Annotated in this window: 23 protein-coding genes and 1 pseudogene; 12 read left to right on the top strand and 12 right to left on the bottom strand. The window is 58.5% G+C overall.

What is annotated here, in order from left to right; translation table 11 throughout:
- Positions 1-53: 53 nt before the first annotated feature.
- The 9 genes from Q7U76_17320 to Q7U76_17280 all read left to right on the top strand — a co-directional run bounded on the left by Q7U76_17320 (position 54) and on the right by Q7U76_17280 (position 8,841).
- The gene (locus Q7U76_17320) at positions 54-587 is read left to right on the top strand and encodes a hypothetical protein (GenBank protein MDO8358140.1); all 534 of its coding nucleotides are present in this window, start codon (positions 54-56) and stop codon (positions 585-587) included.
- Between the two features lie 133 nt (positions 588-720).
- Complete coding sequence (locus Q7U76_17315; GenBank protein MDO8358139.1) at positions 721-1,224, top strand: hypothetical protein; 504 nt, start codon at positions 721-723, stop codon at positions 1,222-1,224.
- A 466-nt stretch (positions 1,225-1,690) separates the two neighbouring features.
- Positions 1,691-2,107: a PilZ domain-containing protein gene (locus tag Q7U76_17310; protein MDO8358138.1), complete on the top strand. Its 417-nt coding sequence runs from the start codon at positions 1,691-1,693 to the stop codon at positions 2,105-2,107.
- Positions 2,108-2,134: 27 nt separating this feature from the next.
- Complete coding sequence (locus Q7U76_17305) at positions 2,135-2,530, top strand: PilZ domain-containing protein (GenBank protein MDO8358137.1); 396 nt, start codon at positions 2,135-2,137, stop codon at positions 2,528-2,530.
- Positions 2,531-2,558: 28 nt separating this feature from the next.
- Positions 2,559-2,945: a PilZ domain-containing protein gene (locus tag Q7U76_17300; protein ID MDO8358136.1), complete on the top strand. Its 387-nt coding sequence runs from the start codon at positions 2,559-2,561 to the stop codon at positions 2,943-2,945.
- A gap of 28 nt (positions 2,946-2,973) precedes the next feature.
- Positions 2,974-3,432 carry a PilZ domain-containing protein gene (locus Q7U76_17295; protein MDO8358135.1) on the top strand — a complete coding sequence of 153 codons (459 nt, stop codon included), beginning with the start codon at positions 2,974-2,976 and terminating at the stop codon, positions 3,430-3,432.
- 307 nt (positions 3,433-3,739) lie between these two features.
- Positions 3,740-4,387 carry a TetR/AcrR family transcriptional regulator gene (locus tag Q7U76_17290; protein MDO8358134.1) on the top strand — a complete coding sequence of 216 codons (648 nt, stop codon included), beginning with the start codon at positions 3,740-3,742 and terminating at the stop codon, positions 4,385-4,387.
- Positions 4,384-5,571, top strand: a complete 1,188-nt coding sequence (locus tag Q7U76_17285; GenBank protein MDO8358133.1) for an efflux RND transporter periplasmic adaptor subunit — start codon at positions 4,384-4,386, stop codon at positions 5,569-5,571. Before Q7U76_17290 ends, Q7U76_17285 begins: the two co-directional genes overlap by 4 nt.
- Positions 5,572-5,646: 75 nt before the next feature.
- Entirely contained in the window at positions 5,647-8,841 is a 3,195-nt protein-coding gene (locus Q7U76_17280; protein ID MDO8358132.1) for an efflux RND transporter permease subunit, read from the top strand.
- 258 nt (positions 8,842-9,099) lie between these two features.
- Here Q7U76_17280 and Q7U76_17275 read toward each other — a convergent pair whose 3' ends face one another.
- Both Q7U76_17275 and Q7U76_17270 read right to left on the bottom strand, forming a co-directional pair.
- Complete coding sequence (locus Q7U76_17275) at positions 9,100-9,432, bottom strand: SCP2 sterol-binding domain-containing protein (protein ID MDO8358131.1); 333 nt, start codon at positions 9,430-9,432, stop codon at positions 9,100-9,102.
- A gap of 69 nt (positions 9,433-9,501) precedes the next feature.
- Positions 9,502-9,846: pseudogene (locus tag Q7U76_17270) on the bottom strand (S-adenosylmethionine decarboxylase).
- A 273-nt stretch (positions 9,847-10,119) separates the two neighbouring features.
- Between Q7U76_17270 and Q7U76_17265 the strand changes: the two are divergent.
- Positions 10,120-10,299 (top strand): hypothetical protein, encoded by a 180-nt coding sequence (locus tag Q7U76_17265; protein MDO8358130.1) that lies wholly within the window; start codon positions 10,120-10,122, stop codon positions 10,297-10,299.
- A 99-nt stretch (positions 10,300-10,398) separates the two neighbouring features.
- Here Q7U76_17265 and Q7U76_17260 read toward each other — a convergent pair whose 3' ends face one another.
- The 10 genes from Q7U76_17260 to Q7U76_17215 form a co-directional block, all read right to left on the bottom strand.
- Positions 10,399-10,722, bottom strand: a complete 324-nt coding sequence (locus Q7U76_17260; GenBank protein ID MDO8358129.1) for a PilZ domain-containing protein — start codon at positions 10,720-10,722, stop codon at positions 10,399-10,401.
- A gap of 70 nt (positions 10,723-10,792) precedes the next feature.
- Positions 10,793-11,155 carry a DUF1499 domain-containing protein gene (locus Q7U76_17255; GenBank protein ID MDO8358128.1) on the bottom strand — a complete coding sequence of 121 codons (363 nt, stop codon included), beginning with the start codon at positions 11,153-11,155 and terminating at the stop codon, positions 10,793-10,795.
- Entirely contained in the window at positions 11,152-11,391 is a 240-nt protein-coding gene (locus Q7U76_17250) for an FKBP-type peptidyl-prolyl cis-trans isomerase (protein MDO8358127.1), read from the bottom strand. Before Q7U76_17250 ends, Q7U76_17255 begins: the two co-directional genes overlap by 4 nt.
- A gap of 179 nt (positions 11,392-11,570) precedes the next feature.
- The gene (locus Q7U76_17245; protein MDO8358126.1) at positions 11,571-12,680 is read right to left on the bottom strand and encodes a DUF2914 domain-containing protein; all 1,110 of its coding nucleotides are present in this window, start codon (positions 12,678-12,680) and stop codon (positions 11,571-11,573) included.
- A gap of 177 nt (positions 12,681-12,857) precedes the next feature.
- Complete coding sequence (locus Q7U76_17240; GenBank protein MDO8358125.1) at positions 12,858-13,919, bottom strand: hypothetical protein; 1,062 nt, start codon at positions 13,917-13,919, stop codon at positions 12,858-12,860.
- Positions 13,920-13,946: 27 nt separating this feature from the next.
- On the bottom strand, positions 13,947-14,603 hold the full coding sequence (locus Q7U76_17235) for a hypothetical protein (GenBank protein MDO8358124.1): 657 nt from the start codon (positions 14,601-14,603) through the stop codon (positions 13,947-13,949).
- Between the two features lie 84 nt (positions 14,604-14,687).
- Complete coding sequence (locus Q7U76_17230; GenBank protein MDO8358123.1) at positions 14,688-15,308, bottom strand: hypothetical protein; 621 nt, start codon at positions 15,306-15,308, stop codon at positions 14,688-14,690.
- A gap of 34 nt (positions 15,309-15,342) precedes the next feature.
- Positions 15,343-15,711, bottom strand: a complete 369-nt coding sequence (locus Q7U76_17225; protein MDO8358122.1) for a hypothetical protein — start codon at positions 15,709-15,711, stop codon at positions 15,343-15,345.
- Between the two features lie 233 nt (positions 15,712-15,944).
- Entirely contained in the window at positions 15,945-16,253 is a 309-nt protein-coding gene (locus tag Q7U76_17220) for a hypothetical protein (GenBank protein ID MDO8358121.1), read from the bottom strand.
- A 23-nt stretch (positions 16,254-16,276) separates the two neighbouring features.
- Entirely contained in the window at positions 16,277-16,570 is a 294-nt protein-coding gene (locus Q7U76_17215) for a hypothetical protein (protein ID MDO8358120.1), read from the bottom strand.
- A 602-nt stretch (positions 16,571-17,172) separates the two neighbouring features.
- Between Q7U76_17215 and Q7U76_17210 the strand changes: the two genes are divergently transcribed.
- Positions 17,173-18,063: a polyprenyl synthetase family protein gene (locus Q7U76_17210; GenBank protein MDO8358119.1), complete on the top strand. Its 891-nt coding sequence runs from the start codon at positions 17,173-17,175 to the stop codon at positions 18,061-18,063.
- Between the two features lie 88 nt (positions 18,064-18,151).
- Positions 18,152-19,135 (top strand): NAD-dependent epimerase/dehydratase family protein, encoded by a 984-nt coding sequence (locus Q7U76_17205; protein MDO8358118.1) that lies wholly within the window; start codon positions 18,152-18,154, stop codon positions 19,133-19,135.
- The last annotated feature ends 47 nt before the right edge of the window (positions 19,136-19,182 follow it).

Raw genomic sequence — 19,182 nt, 5'->3', positions numbered from 1 at the left:
TCAACAAAACGGAGGGAGTTGCGCCATCGGATCGGCCATGGTAGCGTTCTGCTATGATCGCACGGCAGAGACATCACGCGGGCAGACTCCTCGTTCTAGGGGGACTGCTGCTCTCTCTCGGCAGCCCCCTGCTCGCTCATGCCGTGCCGATGGTGAACGATCCGAACGGATCCCAGGGCATGACCTGGGGGGTGGCCCTCACCGCAAGGCCGGACTTCGAAATCACCCAGCCAGGCCCGCATGTCAACGAATTCCAATTGAAGAACAGTGCGCCGTCGTATGCCGGAGTCCCGGTCGACAGCGTCCGCTTCTTGGCGGTCGATGACCAATTTGCCCGTGTGACCATTCGTTATCAAGGCGACGATCGGCACAAACAGATCCTCACCTACCTCGAACAGCAGTTCGGTTCCCTGGAGCGCATCCCCGGGCAGATGATGCGAGGCCTGAATCAGCAATATACATGGCGCGGAGCCGACACAGAGATCAACCTGACGTATCACGCGAACACGGAGCGAGGCTATCTCTTCATCGACAGCCGCACCCTCGCGCCGCGATTCAACGACCGCATTACGGATTCAGCGGAGTAACAGGATGCTGAAAAATTCCGCCGGCACAAAGACCGTATCTCGTGAAACGTTATTCGTGAAGCGGAAATCTTTCTGGCTTGCGAGATACGCTTCACGCTTCACGAACGACGGACAAACGATGAGGACGGCCTGTTTGAGCATCCTGATCCAAGTTTTCTGTGTCCTCACCCTGTCCGGCACTCTCGCCTTCGCCGTACCGATGCTGAACGATCCGAACGGCTTCGAGGGCATCCCCTGGGGCGCGGCCTTCTCGGAAACCGACACCTTTGCCAAAATCGAGGATACCGGCCGTGCTCAAACCTATGAACTGAAAACCGGAGCCCCTTCGCTCGGCCCAGCGAAGGTCGACTCCATGCGATTCCTGACTGTGGACGGGAAATTTGCCCGCGTCACCGTCCGCTACCAAGGCAAAGCGACCCACGATCAGATCCTGACCTATCTCCAATCCCGCTATGGCTCACTCGACCGCACACCGGGGCAATTTACCGGCGGCTCCGTCAAGTTTTACAGCTGGACAGGCTTCGAGAGCGACATCAATCTTCGATACGAGATCGCCACGGATCGCGGCATCATCTTTTTCGAAAGCCAGGAACTCCGCCTCAAAATCACCGAAGGCAACTCTGCCACCGTCTTTTAGGCACCCTCTCGCCTCATGCCTAGCCAGCCTCTCAGTCTCCATCCGGGAAGCGATCGACCCCGGCCATAGCCTGTACTGCGATCCCTCCTGAGAGCCTTACCCGAGACTCGTCCATACCCCTTCGACATTCTCTCTCAATTCAGCCTTACTTCACTCCCCAAGGCATGGAGTTGCCCCAGTCTGCAGGATGCTCAAAAAGGCCATCCAGCAAGGCCGCAGCCGATGAACGCACCGGAGGCGTAGCCCTTAGGCTACGTTGAGGATGCGTTCACGGTGAGAACGAAGCTGGCGGACTTTTTCAGCATCCTGCAGAAACCCACGCCAATTTGGCCTGCGCGCTCATTCACCCCCCTTCTGGTGGGGCTCCAATCCCCCCTCTCTAGGGATGGTTGAAATCCTAGAATCCGGTATTCTGAAACTGTCGCGGGGAACAGAGGTCCCGCGGCGAAACCACTAAGGAGGCCCGATGAAGTTGAGTCACTCTGCAGTTCGAAGCACCCACCAGAAAGCCCATTCGCTCTTGGATCGGCGCTATGCCGAGCGAGTGCCGATCGGGTATCGAATCAGCTACTCCGGGACAGAAGGCGCGCGAATCGTCACAGGCGAAGGAATCCTGAAAGACCTCTCCAAAACAGGCTGCAAAATCCTGGGCGCGCCCATGAGCTCGCTGGGAAGCAGCCTCACCCTGCACCTCTACCTCGAGGATGGGCAGGTGCCCCTGTGCCTCACGGACGTCTCCATCTCCTGGATCGAAAGAGCCTCCTTTTCCGTTAGATTCCCCAAATTGTCGGCAGAGGAACGGAAACGCATACAGGAAGTGATCTGGAAGCATGTCCGACTGTCATCTTTGGACAATCGACGAACGGCATTTCGCATTATCTAGACTTTGATTGTTGTCACGGAGGGAACCATGAACACCGCCTCTTCCATCTCTACAGTCGCCGAATATCCAGGTCAATCAGACCGTCGGCACAAGAGCCGCACCCCGACGATCTTCACCTTGCTCTACTCCGGCATGGACTCCGGCCAGATGCTGATCGCCGACGGCGTCGTGACCAACCTCTCGGCGAACGGAATCGGCATTCGCGGGAATCGCTCAGTCACACTCGGCATGGAACTGGCCCTCTTTGTCGATATTCCCGGAGTGGAGGAGCCCCTCTGTGTGGCTCAGAGCCGGGTCTCCTGGGTCGAGGGACGGCGATTTGGAGTCGAGCTGGGAGCCATGAAGTTGGAGAACATGAATCATCTTCGATTGTTCTTGTGGGATCACAACAGCCCGTCAAACAACCAGGACGGCAACAACTGAGTCCGTCGCAGAAACGAGGAGGTGTCTCATGACGCACACACCAGTCGCATCTGAGCGTAGGCTTCAGTCTCCGGGGGAAACGGTCAATAGGAGGGACCGCTCACGAGCCCCGATGGAGTTCAGCTTGATGTACTCGTCCCAACACCGTTCAGGCGAGATCCTCATGGGCGATGGCAGCGTCACGGATCTTTCATATCTTGGACTCGGTATTCGCGGAAACACCGTCGTCATGCCTGGGATGGAACTGGCACTGTTCCTCTACCTCCCCGACGGGAAAGACCCGCTGTTCGTGATGGAGACGAAGGTCGCCTGGACCTCAGGCCGTCAATTTGGAGTCGAGATCATGGACATGGGCCTACGGGAAGGCAACCGACTCCGTCACTTCCTGTGCTCGACTCTTACACATTCTGAGTAGGCCCATTGCCTGCAGTACGGAGCCTCTCATGGCAAAACGACGGCGGTCAGGAACAGACGTGACGACCCATCTTCCGGGTCAGACCACGGACCGCAGAGCCGCCCAGCGAGTGCCTGTTCAGCTCATCGTTCGCCTTTCAGCAACCGATCACTTCCAGCATGTCAGCCATGGCGTGGCCATTGATCTGTCTGAACGCGGGTGCAAAATCTCCAGCACGGAGGCGTTGCCCCTCGGAAGCTTCTGGGATCTCTACCTGACCATCCCTGAGACCTCCCGCCCAATTCTCATTTCTGAAGTTCGGGTCGTCCGGTCCGCACCACTCGAATGCGGAATCGAGTTTCTTCGCATCACGGCTCGAGAGCGGACCAGGCTCCGCCATTTCCTCTGGAAACATATGAACCGCTCCACGCTCAGCGACGGCCCCCCCTTATTTGCTCTCGTTGACCGTTCGAGCTCACAACGGCCACACCTCACCTCCCTCCCTTAGCAGGCTGTCCAGCAAAGCCGCCAGCGGCGTTCTCGCGGCGCGCAGAGGCTCAACGTACTGCCGAGAGTACGCTTCGCCTCTCCGCTTGCTGCGGCCTTGCTGGACGGCCTTGCTGAACAGCCTACGAACACTTCTGACATGCACATTTCTGCAGTGGTTTGGTAGGTTGTCAGCAACCTTTTAGCCACTCTATCAGCCAGGTAGGCAGTATCTCGCCACAGACTGGATCGTTTCTTGTCAGTGCGCCTCACGGCATGCTATCGTTCGAAAGTGAGTGAGTAATGACTCACTCACTTTCTGGAGATGTATGCGCCAACTGCCTCGATCCATACGCCCTTCCAGCAGAGAACGACAGGCCGGACTGATCGCCGCGGCTGCGTCGCTTTTTGCCGCCAAAGGATTTAACGGCACCACGACAAAGGAAATCGCCAAGGCCGCGGGCGTCAGCGAGGCCCTGGTCTTCAAGTATTTCCCGACGAAACGGGCGCTCTACGCCGCGATTCTGGCGGAAAAGGTCACCGTCAACGAACTGCTCGAAGCGGTGGAGGAGGCGGCCAAAAAACGGGACGACCATCGCGTGTTTACGATGATCGCGAGCTTTCGCATTCGCCCTGGGGTCGATTCGACACTCTTACGGCTCCTCTTGTTCAGCGCGCTGGAAGGCCATGAACTCTCCGACATGTTCTTCGGCAAGCACCACAAAGTCTTCTACGACCACCTCGCCGCGTACATTCGCACACGCATCGACGATGGCGCATTTCGGCCGCTCGACCCCCTCCTGACGGCCCGCGCATTCATCGGCATGGTCGTCCACCACCGTCTGCTCCATGAGATATTCGGAGTCCCGATGCATCAGTCCCATGAAGACACTGTCGCCACCTATGTCGATCTCTTTCTCACCGGACTCATCAAGAAACCGGCCGTTCGTACAACGCCGGGGAGGCGTTCCCGATGAATCGGTTCAAGCAACATCCGATCGTCACCCTCGGGGTCATTATCTTTTTTGCGCTCACGGCCCTCGTGGTGTTTCGCCTCAGCAGCGGCGCGAAGACCGACACCCGCAAGGCCCGGGCCATTACCGTCGCCACGGTGGCGCCGCTCAAGCAGGACCTCGACATCCGGCTCACCTATACCGCCGACATCACCCCCAATCAGGCGGTCAATCTGTTCTCGCGGGTCGACGGCTACATCGGCAAGATCTACGTCGACAAGGGCGACCTCGTGAAAGCCAATCAGCTCCTGGTCGAGATCGACCACACGGACTATCAACATGCCGTCAACCAGGCCAAGGCCAACTTGGCAGCCGCCAGAGCGCGAGTCGCACAGCAGGACGCGAGCGTCCGCAACACCACCCTCACGCTCAATCGGATGCAGGCGCTCATCAAAGATCAATTCGTCTCTCAACAAGATTTGGATAACGCCCAGGTCGCGTACGACGGGGCAGCCGCGTCTCTCGACTCGCTTCGCGCGCAGGTCCAGCAGATGGATGTCGCCCTGGCACAGGCCGAGACGAACCTGGCCTACTCCTACATCCGCGCCCCCTTCGCCGGCTATGTGGCCGAACGCAACCTCGATCTCGGCGCCTACGTCAGCGGAGCGACCGCCGGCACCTCCACCACCTCGCGGGGCATCCTGACTCTCCATGAGATCCAGACGGTCCGCATTTTGATCGAGGTGGTCGAGAAGGACGTGCCGCTCATCCATCTGGGCCAAAAAGCAGAGGTTCGAGCCGAAGCCTATCCCGAGCGCGTCTTCGAAGGCACGGTCACCAGAGTCGTACAGGCGTTGAACCGCGCCACCCGCACGATGACCGTCGAGGTGGATCTCCCGAACAAGGATCATGTCTTGAAGGGCGGCATGTTCGCCCGCGTCGAGGTCCTGGTCGGCAGCCATAAAAACGCGTTACAGATCCCCATCGACGCAGTCAGCCGATTGGAAGATGCCCAATATGTCTATATTGTGCGCGACGGCAAAGCCCAGCGTATTCCGGTGGAAATCGGCGTCCGCGAGGAGAACCGGGTGGAGATCACCAAGGGCCTCGATGGGTCGGAGCAAGTCATCGTTTCCGGAAAAGACCTCGTGCACGATGGGACTCCGGTGCAGACACAATCCCTGAGCCCAGTGAAGGGTGATGGGTGATCAGCCTCATGCACCGCTCATTTTCCCATTTCTTAACTCATCACTCATGACTCATTACGCATCACTTCTTCCATTATGTGGCTAACCCTCCTCGCACTGCGCAATCGTATCGGCATCCTGATGCTGTCCCTTGCCATGGTGCTCCTGGGCGCCACCTCTCTGCAGCGACTGCCGGTCGATCTCTTCCCTCAGATTCAGGTGCCGGTGGCCTTCGTTGGGGTCATTTATAAAGGAGCCCCGCCGCTCGACATCGAACAGAGCGTCGTCTATCCCATCGAGAAAGCTGTCAGTTCTGCCTCGAACGTCGAGCATGTCGAGTCGTTTGCGAAACAGGGCATCGGCGCGGTGCAGATCTGGTTCAACTGGGGCGCAGACATCAACGTCGGCCAGATGGAGGTGATGCAACGGGTGACGCAAATCCTGAACAGCCTGCCACCAGGTATTTTGCAACCCTTCATCGTGAAGTTCGACATCTCAAACATTCCCGTCTCCTTCGTGACCGTCTCCAGCGACGATCTCGATGAACGGGCCCTCTACGACCTGGCCTACAATACGATTGCGCCGCAAATCGAACAGATTGCGGATGTCGCCGCCGCCACTGTGGAAGGCGGGAAGATCCGCCAGATCAACATCAACCTCGACCCGGCCCTCTTGAACGCCCGGAGCCTCTCGATCCTCGACGTGGTCAAGTCCGTGAAAGCCGCCAACCTCATCCTTCCATCGGGCGACATCAAAGCCGGCAATCTGGACTATAACGTCTTCACCAACAATCAATTCCGCACGGTCGACCCGATCCAAGACGTCATCGTGAAGGTCAATTCTCAGGGCAGCCCTGTGCGTGTGCGGGATGTCGGGACCGTGACCGACTCGTCGGATATTCAGACCAACATCGTCCGGACGGACGGAACCAGAGCCGTCTACTTACGCGTCAATAAACAGCCCATCGCCAACACCGTGCAGGTGGTGGATGCGCTGCGCAAGGCTCTGCCGAAGATGGTGGGCATTCCGTCCGGCGTGAAACTGGGCATTTCCTTCGACCAATCGGTCTACATCCGCCAATCGATCGGCAACCTCATCGAGCAGGCGCTCCACGGATCGTTGCTGGCTGCAGCCGTCATCCTCATTTTCCTCCGCAATCTCACGAGCACCCTGATCATTTCCGTCGCCATTCCCCTCTCGATCATGGTGACCTTCATCGTGCTCTACTTCTCCGGACAAACGCTGAACGTCTTCACGCTGGGTGGCCTGGCCCTCGGGATCGGCCGGCTCGTCGACGACTCTATTGTGGAGCTTGAAAACATTCAGCGCCACCTCAACACGACGCCTCGACGCTGGAACGCGATCCTGGAGGCGGCCCGCGAGGTGGCGATGCCCATTTTGGCCTCGACGATCACCACGGTCGTCGTCTTCCTTCCGATCTTCTTCGTCGTCGGCATTGCCCGCTTGCTCTTGATCCCCCTCACCATCACGATCGCCATCTCGCTGTTCACGTCCTTTTTCGTCTCGCGCACGGTCACCCCGGCGCTCTGCTATAAATTCCTCAAGGCGGAACAGGAATCGCACAAGTCGATGCCGTCGTGGTTCGTCCGTCTGATGGATTGGAGCCGCGACCGGTATGAATCCCTGGACAAAGGCTATGAGGGGTCGCTTCGTTGGGTCCTGGCCCATCGCACGCTCTTCATCGGCGGCGTCCTGCTCTTCTTCGTCGCCTCGCTCGCGCTGGTGCCCAAGATCGGAACGGAATTTTTGCCGGTGTCGGATGAGAGCCAGTTCCGCATCGTGCTCCGGGCGCCGGTCGGGCAACGGGTGGAGAAAACCGAGCAGCAAGTGGCCGAGGTCGAACGGGTGCTGCGGGCGCAGATCCCCGCCGAGGAACTGGAAACGATGGTCTCCAGCACCGGCGTCTTGGTGCAAGGCCGATCCTCCCTCTTCAATCCGAACACCGGCCCCCATACGTCGGTCATCTCCGTCTATCTCGTGTCGCCGGATAAACGGACGCGGAACCAAGTGCAAATCATGAACGAGGTGAGGCCCAAGGTCGTCAAGCTGTTTCCAGGCGTCGCGATGTTTTTCGATCCGGGCGGGCTCGTTAAACGGGTCACCAGTTTCGGGTCGCAGAAGTCCGTCGACGTGGAGATCTACGGCTACGATTTCGAGAAAGCCCGTGGGGTGATCAGGGAAGTCGAAACGCTGATGCACCAGATACCGGGTCTGGCCGACATCGAAGTCAGCCGCGAGGAGAACTACCCGGAGGTCAACGTGGTGGTGGATCGTGAGAAGGCCGCCCTCCTCGGAATCAGCGAAACGGACGTGGCCAATGCCGTGCTCTTCTCACTCAACGGCAACGGCCAAACCGACCCCATCATCTACACCGACCCGCAAAACGGGAATGAATACTACATCAGCGCCTGGCTCGCAGAGGAGCACCGGAAAGATCTCACAGACATCGAAAACATCGTTCTGACCGCCAAGACCGGAGAGCCGGTTCTGCTCAAAAACGTGGCCTCGCTTAAGCTCAATGCCGGCCCGGTGAAGATCGAGCGCAAATATTTTCAGCGGGTCGTCCATCTGACGGCCAACCCCGTGAACCGGGACCTTGGCGCCATCGCAACCGATCTGGAGGAAGGCCTGGCCAAAATTCAACTCCCGACCGGCTTCAGCATCAAGTTGGCCGGGCAGATCCAACAACAGAAAGAAACCTTCGAGGGACTGTTGTTTGCCACGATCCTGGCCCTGGTTCTCGTCTATATGGTGATGGCTGCGCAGTTCAAATCGCTGATCGATCCCTTCGTCATCATGTTTTCGGTCCCGATGGGCTTCCCGGGCGTGATCCTGATCCTCTTCCTGACCGATACGACCCTCTCCACCACGTCGATGATGGGCATCATCATGATGTTGGGTATCGTCGTCTCAAACGGCGTCCTGCTGGTGGATTACACGAACGTCCTGCGGCGAAGAGGGCGGGAACTGCACGATGCGGCAATCACGGCGGCGCGGACGAGGCTCCGGCCTATCCTGATGACCTCCCTGGCCACGGTGGTCGGACTACTTCCTATGGCCATCGGCTGGGGAACCGGCGGTGAAACGAACGCTCCCCTGGCACGCACGGTCGTTGGAGGCCTCAGCGTCTCGACGATCCTCACACTCTTTCTCGTCCCGACGATCTATGTGATTTTAGAAGAACGATTTCCCCGCCATAAGGACGAGGCCTCAGAGCAGGATACCGATTGGATGCCGGCAGAACCGGGACAAGCTCCAATCAGTCGGTAGCAGGCTGCAGGCGAGTGAACAGCTGAGCTATGAATGCTGAGCTATGAACGCAGGATGCTCAAAAAGACATCCAACTAGGCCGCAGGCGAGTCAAAACCGGAGGCGTACCCTCTCGGGGCGCACGGTGCGACGAATAAGGAGCACCGCGTTTGTGCGCGCCGCCGAGTGGTGAGGCGGCCGGGTCCCCGTTGAGGATTTTGACGAGCCGAGAACGACGTTGGAGGACTTTTTCAGCATCCTGCTAAAGGAGTTGGCTGGTTAGCCGAGGGAAGGGAAGAGCGCCTTCAGTTGCATCGCCAAGCCGATGTCTCCGCTGATCTTGAGCCGCCCGGACATGGCGACGGCCGGTCCGCTCAGCTGGCCCTTTAAAATCTTGATGCAATCCTCCCCGCTCATCGAGAGCGAGACGTGCGGATCCTCGTGCATCCCGTCGGACACCTGACAGACCCCACCCCGGATCGTGAGAATGTACTGGCCGCCCTGGACGCCGCTCAAGTCGAATTGATAGACCGCATCGACATCCTCGGCCGCATCTGCGTCGAGCTTGCCGGGAAGCAGCTTAAAAAAGTCTTGAATGGTGGTTGGCTTCATGATTCGTGGAACGGGAGGAGCTCGGGCATCGACCGCGGGAGCCGCGCGAGCGCGGCTCCCGATCCCTCGCTAGTAACGGAGCGTAACCGTCGCGGTACTGCGACGCGCGCCGAAGAAATCTTTGGAGAAGGTCTCGACGACCGCAGGGTCATAACCCTTGCAGCTGAATATATCGAGATAGGCGTTGTTCGTATCGTTGGCAAAATGGCCGCTGATCAACGACGTCGAGATCAGCTGCACCATGGAATACCCGGCGACTCGACCTGAGCCGAAATCGACGACCTGGCACTCGCCAAAACGCTTCATGCCGATGAGCTCGCACAGCTCCACGACATAGCGGCGAATATGGTCGGCGTTGCGGATGAGATCGGGATTGCAGTCTTGGAGGTCGACGGAGGTACACAGTCCCCACGCTTTTCCCTCGCCCACCATCTCTTGGGGGGCAATGGAAGAAGCTGCCAGGGACTCAGTTGGTAAGATTGCGGACTCGGAACCAGCCGAGCTACTCATAGTGGTGACACCTTTCTGTTAGGAGGGTGGAGAACCGGTGACGATGAATCGTCATTTCGGACTATACCACGAAATATTTCTCATCAACGCAGGTGACAAAACTTTTTTTCACGCCGCTGCGATCGAGGGCCTTCGATCGGTTGACAAGGTTCTCGGCGGTCGGAGAGAATGCCGCCCATGACGACACCCCTCAACCAATCTCTGACGGAGCTCCCGGATCGCCTCTGCACCTGGTGCCAAGTGCCGATGAAGAAGCGCTTGGTCGGTGGGCAGCAGTTCGTTCACTACACCTGCCCGAAATGCGTCTTCCAGCACACGACCCGGCTTGGCCAGAAACCACCCAGCCCCGCACATTAGCAGGCGGCTAGATCCTCTTTCGGTCTATGGTATGGAAATCTAAAGCGCGGTCCTTGGTATCTGACGAGCTCAGCCTGCCAAGCCTTGGAGCAAGAACGGTTACCGGCGGGAGAAATTACTCTGCACGTGATCGTCCAGGATATGGGCCAATCGCTCCCTGTCCTCCGGGCTGATCGAGGTAATCGTCGCGCCGAACTTTGGGGAACGCACATGGACGACTTGCAAGCCGCACGTCAGCGTTCTCCCCTGATCGAGTTCGACCGCGAGCTGGAGTGCATCGCCGCTCTTCACGAACAAGCGGCTTTCAATCTTGACCCCTGTCTCGCTGACGTCCAGAACCTTACAGGGCGCTGAGAGAGCCCCCCGCTGCAGTCGCCCGCCCCGGCTGACTTCAACCCGTGACCCTTTTCGTTTAAACCCCATAGCCCTGGCCTCCTGCTTGCCATACCATAACAAGAGACCATCGAACGCCAAAGGGAAATGCCTAATAGCGCTAGAGCGTTTCCCCCACGAGGGTACGGATCTGCTCCATGCGCGTGCGATTGGCGCCCAGGTCGCTGTAGCCGGTCCGTGATGCAGAGCGGAAATGGAGGGTCTTCGTCTCGTCGTCGAAGAGAAACTCGGCATCATCGACGAACCGGAGTAACAGGCTGGTGAATTCGTAGTGCAGGTAGAAGTCGTCCTCTTCGACGAGCTTGGTGCGTGGCAGCGACTGAACCGCTGCTTTCAACGCCTCCTTCGCCTCCGCCCGAGACTTGTGGTAGCGAATGGGCGCGATGGCATGGCCCACATCCTGAGCTAGAGTCGAGACACAGTTAGGACTGGAGGGACAGGCCGCTAAAATGCGAGCGCTCATACGACTCCTGGTAATGGTTCACCCGAGGACAGGTTCTCAATGTTGCGCAACCAGATCTCACACATCAAAACCGCACCGGGAGGGATGAGGTCCGGAATGCCCTTATCCTGATAGGCCAGGTGCGGACTCACGCGGACTTTCCGATAGCCCCCGACTTTCATGCCGATGAGCGCATGCTCGACTCCGGCAATCGCCTGGCGACGTCCGAGCATAAGAGTGTGATCGACGAATGTCACGCCCCCCTCCACTCGCACCAACCCTATAGGACTCTACTTGGACTGAACGTCGTTGAGGGGAACTTCGTCACCCTGGCTCAGAAAGATTCTGACATTATAAACGATACGGTCGCCTTTCTTGGCTGACATCCCCGCGCCCTCTTGCTCGGCAAGAAGCTTGAGCCCACTAAGAGACTTCATTAATACAAGACCGTCCTCAGGGCTGGCTGCGCATCGCCCTGTTCGACAACCTTGACGGATACCCGCCCAACGATACGTCCATCTTCCGTCTCCACATCCACTCGCCAATCGCCCGGGTCGAGCCGTTGCTTGAACGTATAGGCCCGATAGCCACCTTCCCGCCCGCCGGAAATCTTGATGGGAATCTTGTCGGCATGGGTAAAGGGTTTGTTGCTGTTCGGCCGGAAATACCAATGGTGGTAGACGGTCGTATCCAGGGCCACCGGGGCAAAGACAGCGGTAAAGCAGTAGATCGGTTCGTTGGCCGGAAAGGTGGTATCCGACTGTTTCCAGACCTGATGCCACTTTCGTTCGAACGACAGTTCGAACCGATCGCCGCTCTTTTTCACCTCATGATAGATCCCGCCGAACTTCATCGAGAGCGGCACGGGAGGAATCCAATTGAGGAAGTAACACCCGACCAGCAATCCGATCAACGCAAAGGCCGGCGCCGTGACCCCGACGGCCTCGCGCTTTGAGCGGTCCGGATTATTCCGATAAATCAAATGCACCACACGAAATGTCACGACCGCGCTCAGGCCGGCTCCGATCAGGAAGATCGTCGCATTCATGAGCCCGGTCATGACCGGGAGAAAGAACGTGAAAAATGCGAAACAGACCAGGGCGTAGAGACTCACGAGGAGGCGCAGGCTGGAGAGTCGATCGCGCAAAAATTCGTTCGCGACCAGAAGCAGCACCAACAGGGCGAAGAATATCGCACTGCTCGTCAATGTCGCGCTACGGGAATAGAAGATGGCATAGGCGCTGAACAGCCCGCCCAGGAGAAACTGCACCGCCATCGGATAGTAGGGTCTCACGCGCAGCACCCAGCGCGCGAAGGGTGACAACGTCGCCAACTGTTCCTGGTCCGGCGCCGGCTCGATCCCCAACCGCCCGGTCAGCACGATGAGCAGGCCCAACAAGAGCAGATAGATCAGCAATAACAGATTGTCTTGCAAGCGATCGATGCGGGTAAGCGTCAATGTGTCGTAGGCCACCCCGGAAAAGAAGAACACCGGAGGCATGAAGGGCTTGGTGAGGACTCCCTTGAGACCGTGTAAGGCAGACATGGGCCCTAACGTTTCAGCATATCGGCAAAATTGTCAAACAAAGAAAAGAACGCGGACGGCTCAAAACGGTCATCCAACGAGGCCGCAGGGAAGCAATAACCGGAGGCGTACCCTCTGGAGTACGTTGAGGATTATTTCGACCAGAGAACGACGCTGGCGGACTTTTTCAGCATCCTGCTAGAGGAAGGGGGGGAGCGGGGCATACACCACCCCATGCCCGATCAACCGCTCCAACCAGGGAGCCATCAGATCTTCGCCCAGCGGAGCCCGGTTCAAGCGAGCCTCGATGTGGAACCCCGCTTCGTTGCCGACGATCCCGATGATGGCAGAGGCATCCTCTCCACTCGGAAGCAGTTCCCTGGTTTGAAACTCGCAGAGCGTACTGTAGAGGCGGCCATCGGGATCGATCACCGAACGGATCTCCGGCAAGTCATCCAGCGGACAATGGACCGAGCAACGATAGACAGAACGGGCAGGTGGATCAATCGATTGGAAATCGACCAGCGCGTCCTCCGAGAAGCCCGTCAGATAGGCCCGGACGCTGGCTGGCTCCGGTGCAGAGGTCGCAGCCAGTTTACTGGACGGCACCAGGAACTCGTAGGCGTCTGAGGTATTAAATTCGAGCTGACAGGGCCCGAACGCATCGGGCCAGGAACAGAAAAACGGCACGGAGGGGTCGACTGGACGCAACACCAGTTGGCCCTTCTCAACCGATGTCTCGACGGGAAGCTCCAGCAGTGTAATCGCTTCGAGGAACGCCGTGCGCCGTTCCTCCAGCCACTGTGCCCGCTCGGAATCACCGCGCGTCTCCCCAGGAGTGATGACCTCTTTCGTGTGGAGCCGGACACGGATAAACGAATGGGCATGGCGAAATCCCAGCCAGAGCATGCTACGGGGATCGTGCAGCCGCAGCGGATCGCGAATGCGCCAGGGATGGCTGATCGAGCAGTACGTGCCGACGTCCTGATACCGCTGGTAGACGGTGTGATAGGCCCCGGCCAGGAGAAAGAAGTCGCCGCGCCACCCCTCGCGGACATGGATCAGCGTCTCATCTTCCGTGGGCCAAGCGTCCAGCTGATCGAAATCCTCAGGAGCCTCGACCGTCCATTCTTCGATATAACAGATGACGTCTCGTGACGGCACTGCCGGCTTCAATCCCAACGCAGCCAGCCGTTCGCCCACAGCGAGCACCTGACCGAAAGTCAGCGGGGTCGTCGTTTCCCAACGACGTTCACGCACGATGGATCACCTCTTCCCCCACACCCATCAACGCGCCGGCCGCAAGGCCTTCTGCTCGATCGTCGTATCGGCCAGGTACCGATCGATCCCGTCTTTCAGGGTTGCCGACATCAGATCCCGCACATCCTCTTCGTTGAACCAGACCACCGTATCGCGCTGCGCCCCTTCGACCGATCTGGTCGTCGAACTTTTGTCGCCAAGATTCCTTGCGGTAATGACCATCTTGCTACTCGTGTTGACCGCCGTGGAGAAAATCCGGCTCTTCGCGTTGGCTGAAAAATCGAGCAGCTGCCCGCTGATGACAATGTCGGCATCGTTCAGATTCGTCACGGCCCCGCTGGACGCGACCCGCACCGTCCAGGGCCGATCCTTCCATCCACGCGCCTTTAGTCGATCGGCCAGGGCCTGGGCCACCACATCCCCCGGCCGCTCTCCCGCCACATTAAAGTAGGTCACACCACCCCATAAATGAGTCCGCAGACCGAGCCTGTTTTTCTCCAACCGCCGATCCTCGAACGATTCGATCACGATCTTGACCGGCTCCGGCTCCATGTACTGCGCCGCCGCTTGTTTCTGCTGCAGATCCAGATAGAACGTTTTCCCGCTCCCAGCACAACCGGTTCCCATCAAGAGACTTGCCGCACACAGGATACCGATGCCCAGTCGTCCGCTTGTCTGTATCACGATTGATCCTCCTTGCGATTGGCCGCCGTACCGTTGAAGCGAGCCCAGTCTACCCAAGTTGCGATTCATAGACAAATATCACAACTAGCGGGTCACGATCGGCAGGATGGCCCGAAAGGTCTCGCGGCTGAATTCCGGCACGTGGCCCGACTGCACCCTGAGATCGGTGAACGGCAGGAAACGGACAATCTTCAAGAATGACCGTTCGGCCAACACGGCGGCAATCTGTGCCTTGCGATCATGGGTGATCGGCAACGTATACCCCTCGCCACGTTTCCATTCCCACAAGGTCGGCGCCAGGGACAGCTCCAACCCCTGTCCGGCGAGCTGATGAAACCGGTCGACGATCCTAGCCTTGTGTTGCTTGATTCCCTCCCCCTCCAACAGCAAAGCACAGACGACATGATGCCCCCACCAAAAGAGCGTCCGAAAAGCAAAGACATTCGAGTCGTGAAAGTGTTTCGGGAAATCCAGGTATTGGTAGGGAAAGGATTCGAGATGCTCTCCCTTCACAAATTGGCAGGTAGCTTGATTGAAACCCGGCGGGGTCACGAGCGCGGTCGACGAGACCTCTTCTTTCAACAGAGCATGGGTGGCTGAGAGCGAGTGACGCATCTTCGCCATGATGTGCGCCTTGGCGCGAAAAAAGTGCTGATCGGCCAGTACGGCTGTCTCTTCGTCTGTGAATTGGGAGGGCATAGTCATCACGACGCAGGCGACCGGCTCGAAGGGGGGCCGGCTACTTCTGATGGGTTTCGAACTGGGAGACCGTCAAGTCGTACTGCGCTCGGCATTCCGCACAGCGGACCCACAGCGCATCCTCAAACACATCCATCTCCCGGACCGATAGAGCGGACACATGGGTGCCCATACAGTTCTTGAGCGCCGGAAGTCCGTCCGGCTGTGCAGGATCGATGACAGGCGACGTGGAATCCCCTGTCGCATCCTGCCTGGTCACCGCATCGGTGGTCACCCGATGCACCATGCGACAGGAGCTACAAGTAAGCACGACAATGCGCTCCGGCTCAACGCGCTTGACCTTCAGACAGAGCGGATGTACCGACCAACATTGTTGGAGAAAGGCTCCGCTACGGATAATTTCTGCCATAGACCGTCCTCGCGCCAAAGCAGCCTGCTAGCAAGCTGCCGAAAAATCAATTCAACACGACAGAACTTTATCAGACTATACCTGCGGCATAACAGACAACCCCTCTTGCCGGATGCTCAAAAAGGCCGTCCAGCAAGGCCGCAGCCGATGAACGCACCGGAAGCGTAGCCCCTGGCTACGTTGAGGATGCGTTCGAGGCGAGAACGAAGCTGGCGGTCTTTTTCAGCATCCGGCTACAGGGCCCATAGAATGAGCATTACCACCACGCCCAGCATGTAAGGTAGCACACAGGAATAGAGGAGTGCCGACCGCGCACGACCCAGCGAGTCGTTGTGCGACAGCTGTTCTTTGTAGACAAATTCGCGGGAGAGAATCAGTACCGTCAGCGTCAACGCCAATGTCCGGCTGGTCCGCGGCCAGGTATATTCGCCACTGACGATGAAGTTCGCGGTGAAAAATCCACTGAAGAGGAGAATGAGAGGCGCGAGAACGAACCGGACCGATTCGGAAAAAAAGACATGCCAGCCCGGACGGGTTTCCACCGGGCTTGATTGTGAGCTGGGGGTCACGACCCGACGGCCGTTGGAGCCTCTTCCTTCGGCGAAGGCGAAGGAAGGGGAGTGCCCTGTTGGGCAGCGCGGCAAGCCTTGCACAGGCGGGGACGGGCTTTCAGGAACGAAACCTTGCCGCTGGCCAGGCAACTGTAATGAACGAACTCGTCGCAGGAGGCACAACGAGACCATCCGCCGGTCAAAAACGTCTTATTGCGGTAGAGCCCTTCATGACAGACCTTGCAGTTGCGGGGTTCAATCCCCAACAGCATCGGCTCCCAGTCTCCGCCGCCTTTTCGAATACTCATGCCGCGGAGTATAGCGAAGGCGAACGGCGAGAGGCAAGGGGCGCAGAAACCGTGGCACTTCTGAACTTCTCACCTCATAGGTCAGCGTCTGTGATTAATCCCACTGCGAATGCCCTTCTCGCCCGACCATACGTTGGTATGCCGAGACATGCCATGAGCCCAGACGAGGGACTCCTAATTCCCTATACCTCTTTATTAAGGGAGTGGCCAAGGCTGCCCTTACTGCGCGCATCGAACGATATACATGCTCCATCTAAGTTCGCTCGTTATCTCTCAGGGATTAGGAGCTGATTGATCTTCCTCTGCAGGCACTCTTTCAATTCCCCATTACATTTCCAAGGGTAGCCTGGTCGATCCTCGATTGCGCGCGTCGAACGAGCGTGCGCGTTCCGCGAGCAGGAGGACGACTAGGCTGCCCTTCCCATCCTTCTGAGGCCGCGCGTTGCGTGAGCACAGAAGATCATCAGCTTCCATCCCCTCCGCTGTTCTGCGAGTAAGAAGGGCACCTGGCCGCTCCCTCCCACTCCGTTTGACAGCCTCCGACCTGTTTGGTACTCTCCGCGCCGGTCCACGACAGTCATCACAACTCGTACCTTATCCCCATGAACATTAAGGACTATCTCGAACAGAAGCGGATCGACGTCGATCGATTTCTCGATCAGGTGAGCCCCCCGGCCACGACGCCACCCACCACATTGCACGAAAGCATGCGGTACAGCCTCATGGCAGGCGGCAAACGGATCCGCCCGATCCTGACGATTGCAGCGGCTGAAGCACTCGGCACTACCCCGCCCGGCTTGATGGCCGTGGCCTGCTCGCTGGAATTCATCCACACCTATTCGCTGATCCACGACGATCTGCCCGCGATGGACAACGATGACTTCCGTCGTGGAAAGCCGACGAATCACAAGGTCTATGGCGATGCAATGGCGATCCTGGCAGGCGATGCGTTGCTCACGATGGCTTTCGATCTCTGCAGCCGACCAGACCTCATGAAGGGCTGCGATCCCGTGCGGCAAGTCCGTTTGATTCAGGAGCTGGCCTACGGCTCAGGCAATCTCGGCATGGTCGGCGGCCAGGTCTTCGACATCCAGGCTGAGAACAAAGACATCGACCTCGCGACGTTGCAAAACATTCACAAGCACAAAACCGGGATGTTGATGCGTGCCGCCGTGCGCATGGGCGCCATTGCCGCAGGCGCGACGGAACCCCAACTGGCCAATCTGACCGGCTATGCGGAAGACATCGGCCTCGCGTTTCAGATTGCCGACGACGTACTCAATGTGACCGGCACACGCGAGGAACTCGGCAAGAACCCGAATACCGACGCCGAACGAGGCAAGAAAACCTATCCGACGTTCTACGGCGTGGACGGTGCCAAGAAGCTGGCCGAAACGTGCGTCGACCGGGCGATCGAGCGGCTGTCGTCGTTCGGCCCGACCGCCGACCCACTCCGCGAGATCGCGCGGTATATCACCAACCGGCGGAACTAAAGAGCTGATAGCGTATGGCTGATGGCACAAACCTCGAGCCCAGATTGATTGCTATCAGCTATATGCTATTCGCTATACGCTCCCCATCATGAAGGCTCTCGTCACAGGCGCGACCGGCTTTGTCGGAGGCGCAGTCGTACGCGCGCTGGTCCAACGCGAGATCGACGTCCGCATCCTGGCACGCGCCGAATCCGACCTCCAGAATCTTCAGGGATTGACGGTCGAGCGGGTCGAGGGCGATCTGCGCGATCAGGCCTCGTTGCGAAAGGCCCTCACCGGTTGCCAGCAGCTCTACCATGTGGCGGCGCACTATGCGCTCTGGGCCAAAGATCCCTCGATTTTTTACGACGTGAACGTCACCGGCACGAAAAATCTGTTGGAAGCGGCCCGCGACGTCGGCACCGAACGGATCGTCTACTGCAGCACCATCGGTGCCATTGGCCTTCCGCCCGGCGGAGGGCTCGGCACGGAAGACACGCCCGTCTCGCTCGAACAGATGGCCGGCCACTACAAACGGTCGAAGTACCTGGCCGAACAAGAGGTCTTGACGCTCGCGAAGGCGGGCCTGCCGGTCATTATCGTCAACCCTAGTGCCCCGGTTGGCGCAGGCGACGTAAAACCGACTCCCACGGGGCAGGTGATTGTCGATTTCATGAAGGGCCGCATGCCTGCCTATATCGAGACCGGGATGAACATCGTGGATGTCGATGACGTGGCAGTCGGCCATCTGCTGGCGATGGAAAAGGGTCGGATCGGTGAGCGCTACATCCTTGGCAACAAGAACTTGATGCTGCGTGAAGTCTTCGAGATCTTGAGCCGCCTGACCGGTGTGAAAGCGCCCACGATCAAGCTCCCTCGGCTGGCGATCCTGCCGCTGGCCTACCTAAACCAATGGCTGTCGAACATCACGGGCCGGCAACCGCGTATTCCACTCGAAGGGGTGAAGATGGCCAAGTACAAGATGCACTACGATTGCAGCAAGGCGATCCGGGAACTCGGCATCCCACAAACACCGCCGGAAGTGGCATTAGAGAAGGCAGTACGGTGGTTCCGAGATCACAAGTATGCGTAACAGAAGCAGTGCGCCATCAGCTCTCAGCTTTCAGGTCTGAGCTGACG

This window comes from Nitrospirota bacterium, from assembly GCA_030645475.1.
Lineage (GTDB): Bacteria > Nitrospirota > Nitrospiria > Nitrospirales > Nitrospiraceae > Palsa-1315.
The sequence above is the reverse complement of the archived record's forward strand: the minus strand, read 5'-3'. Positions and strand labels throughout refer to the sequence as shown.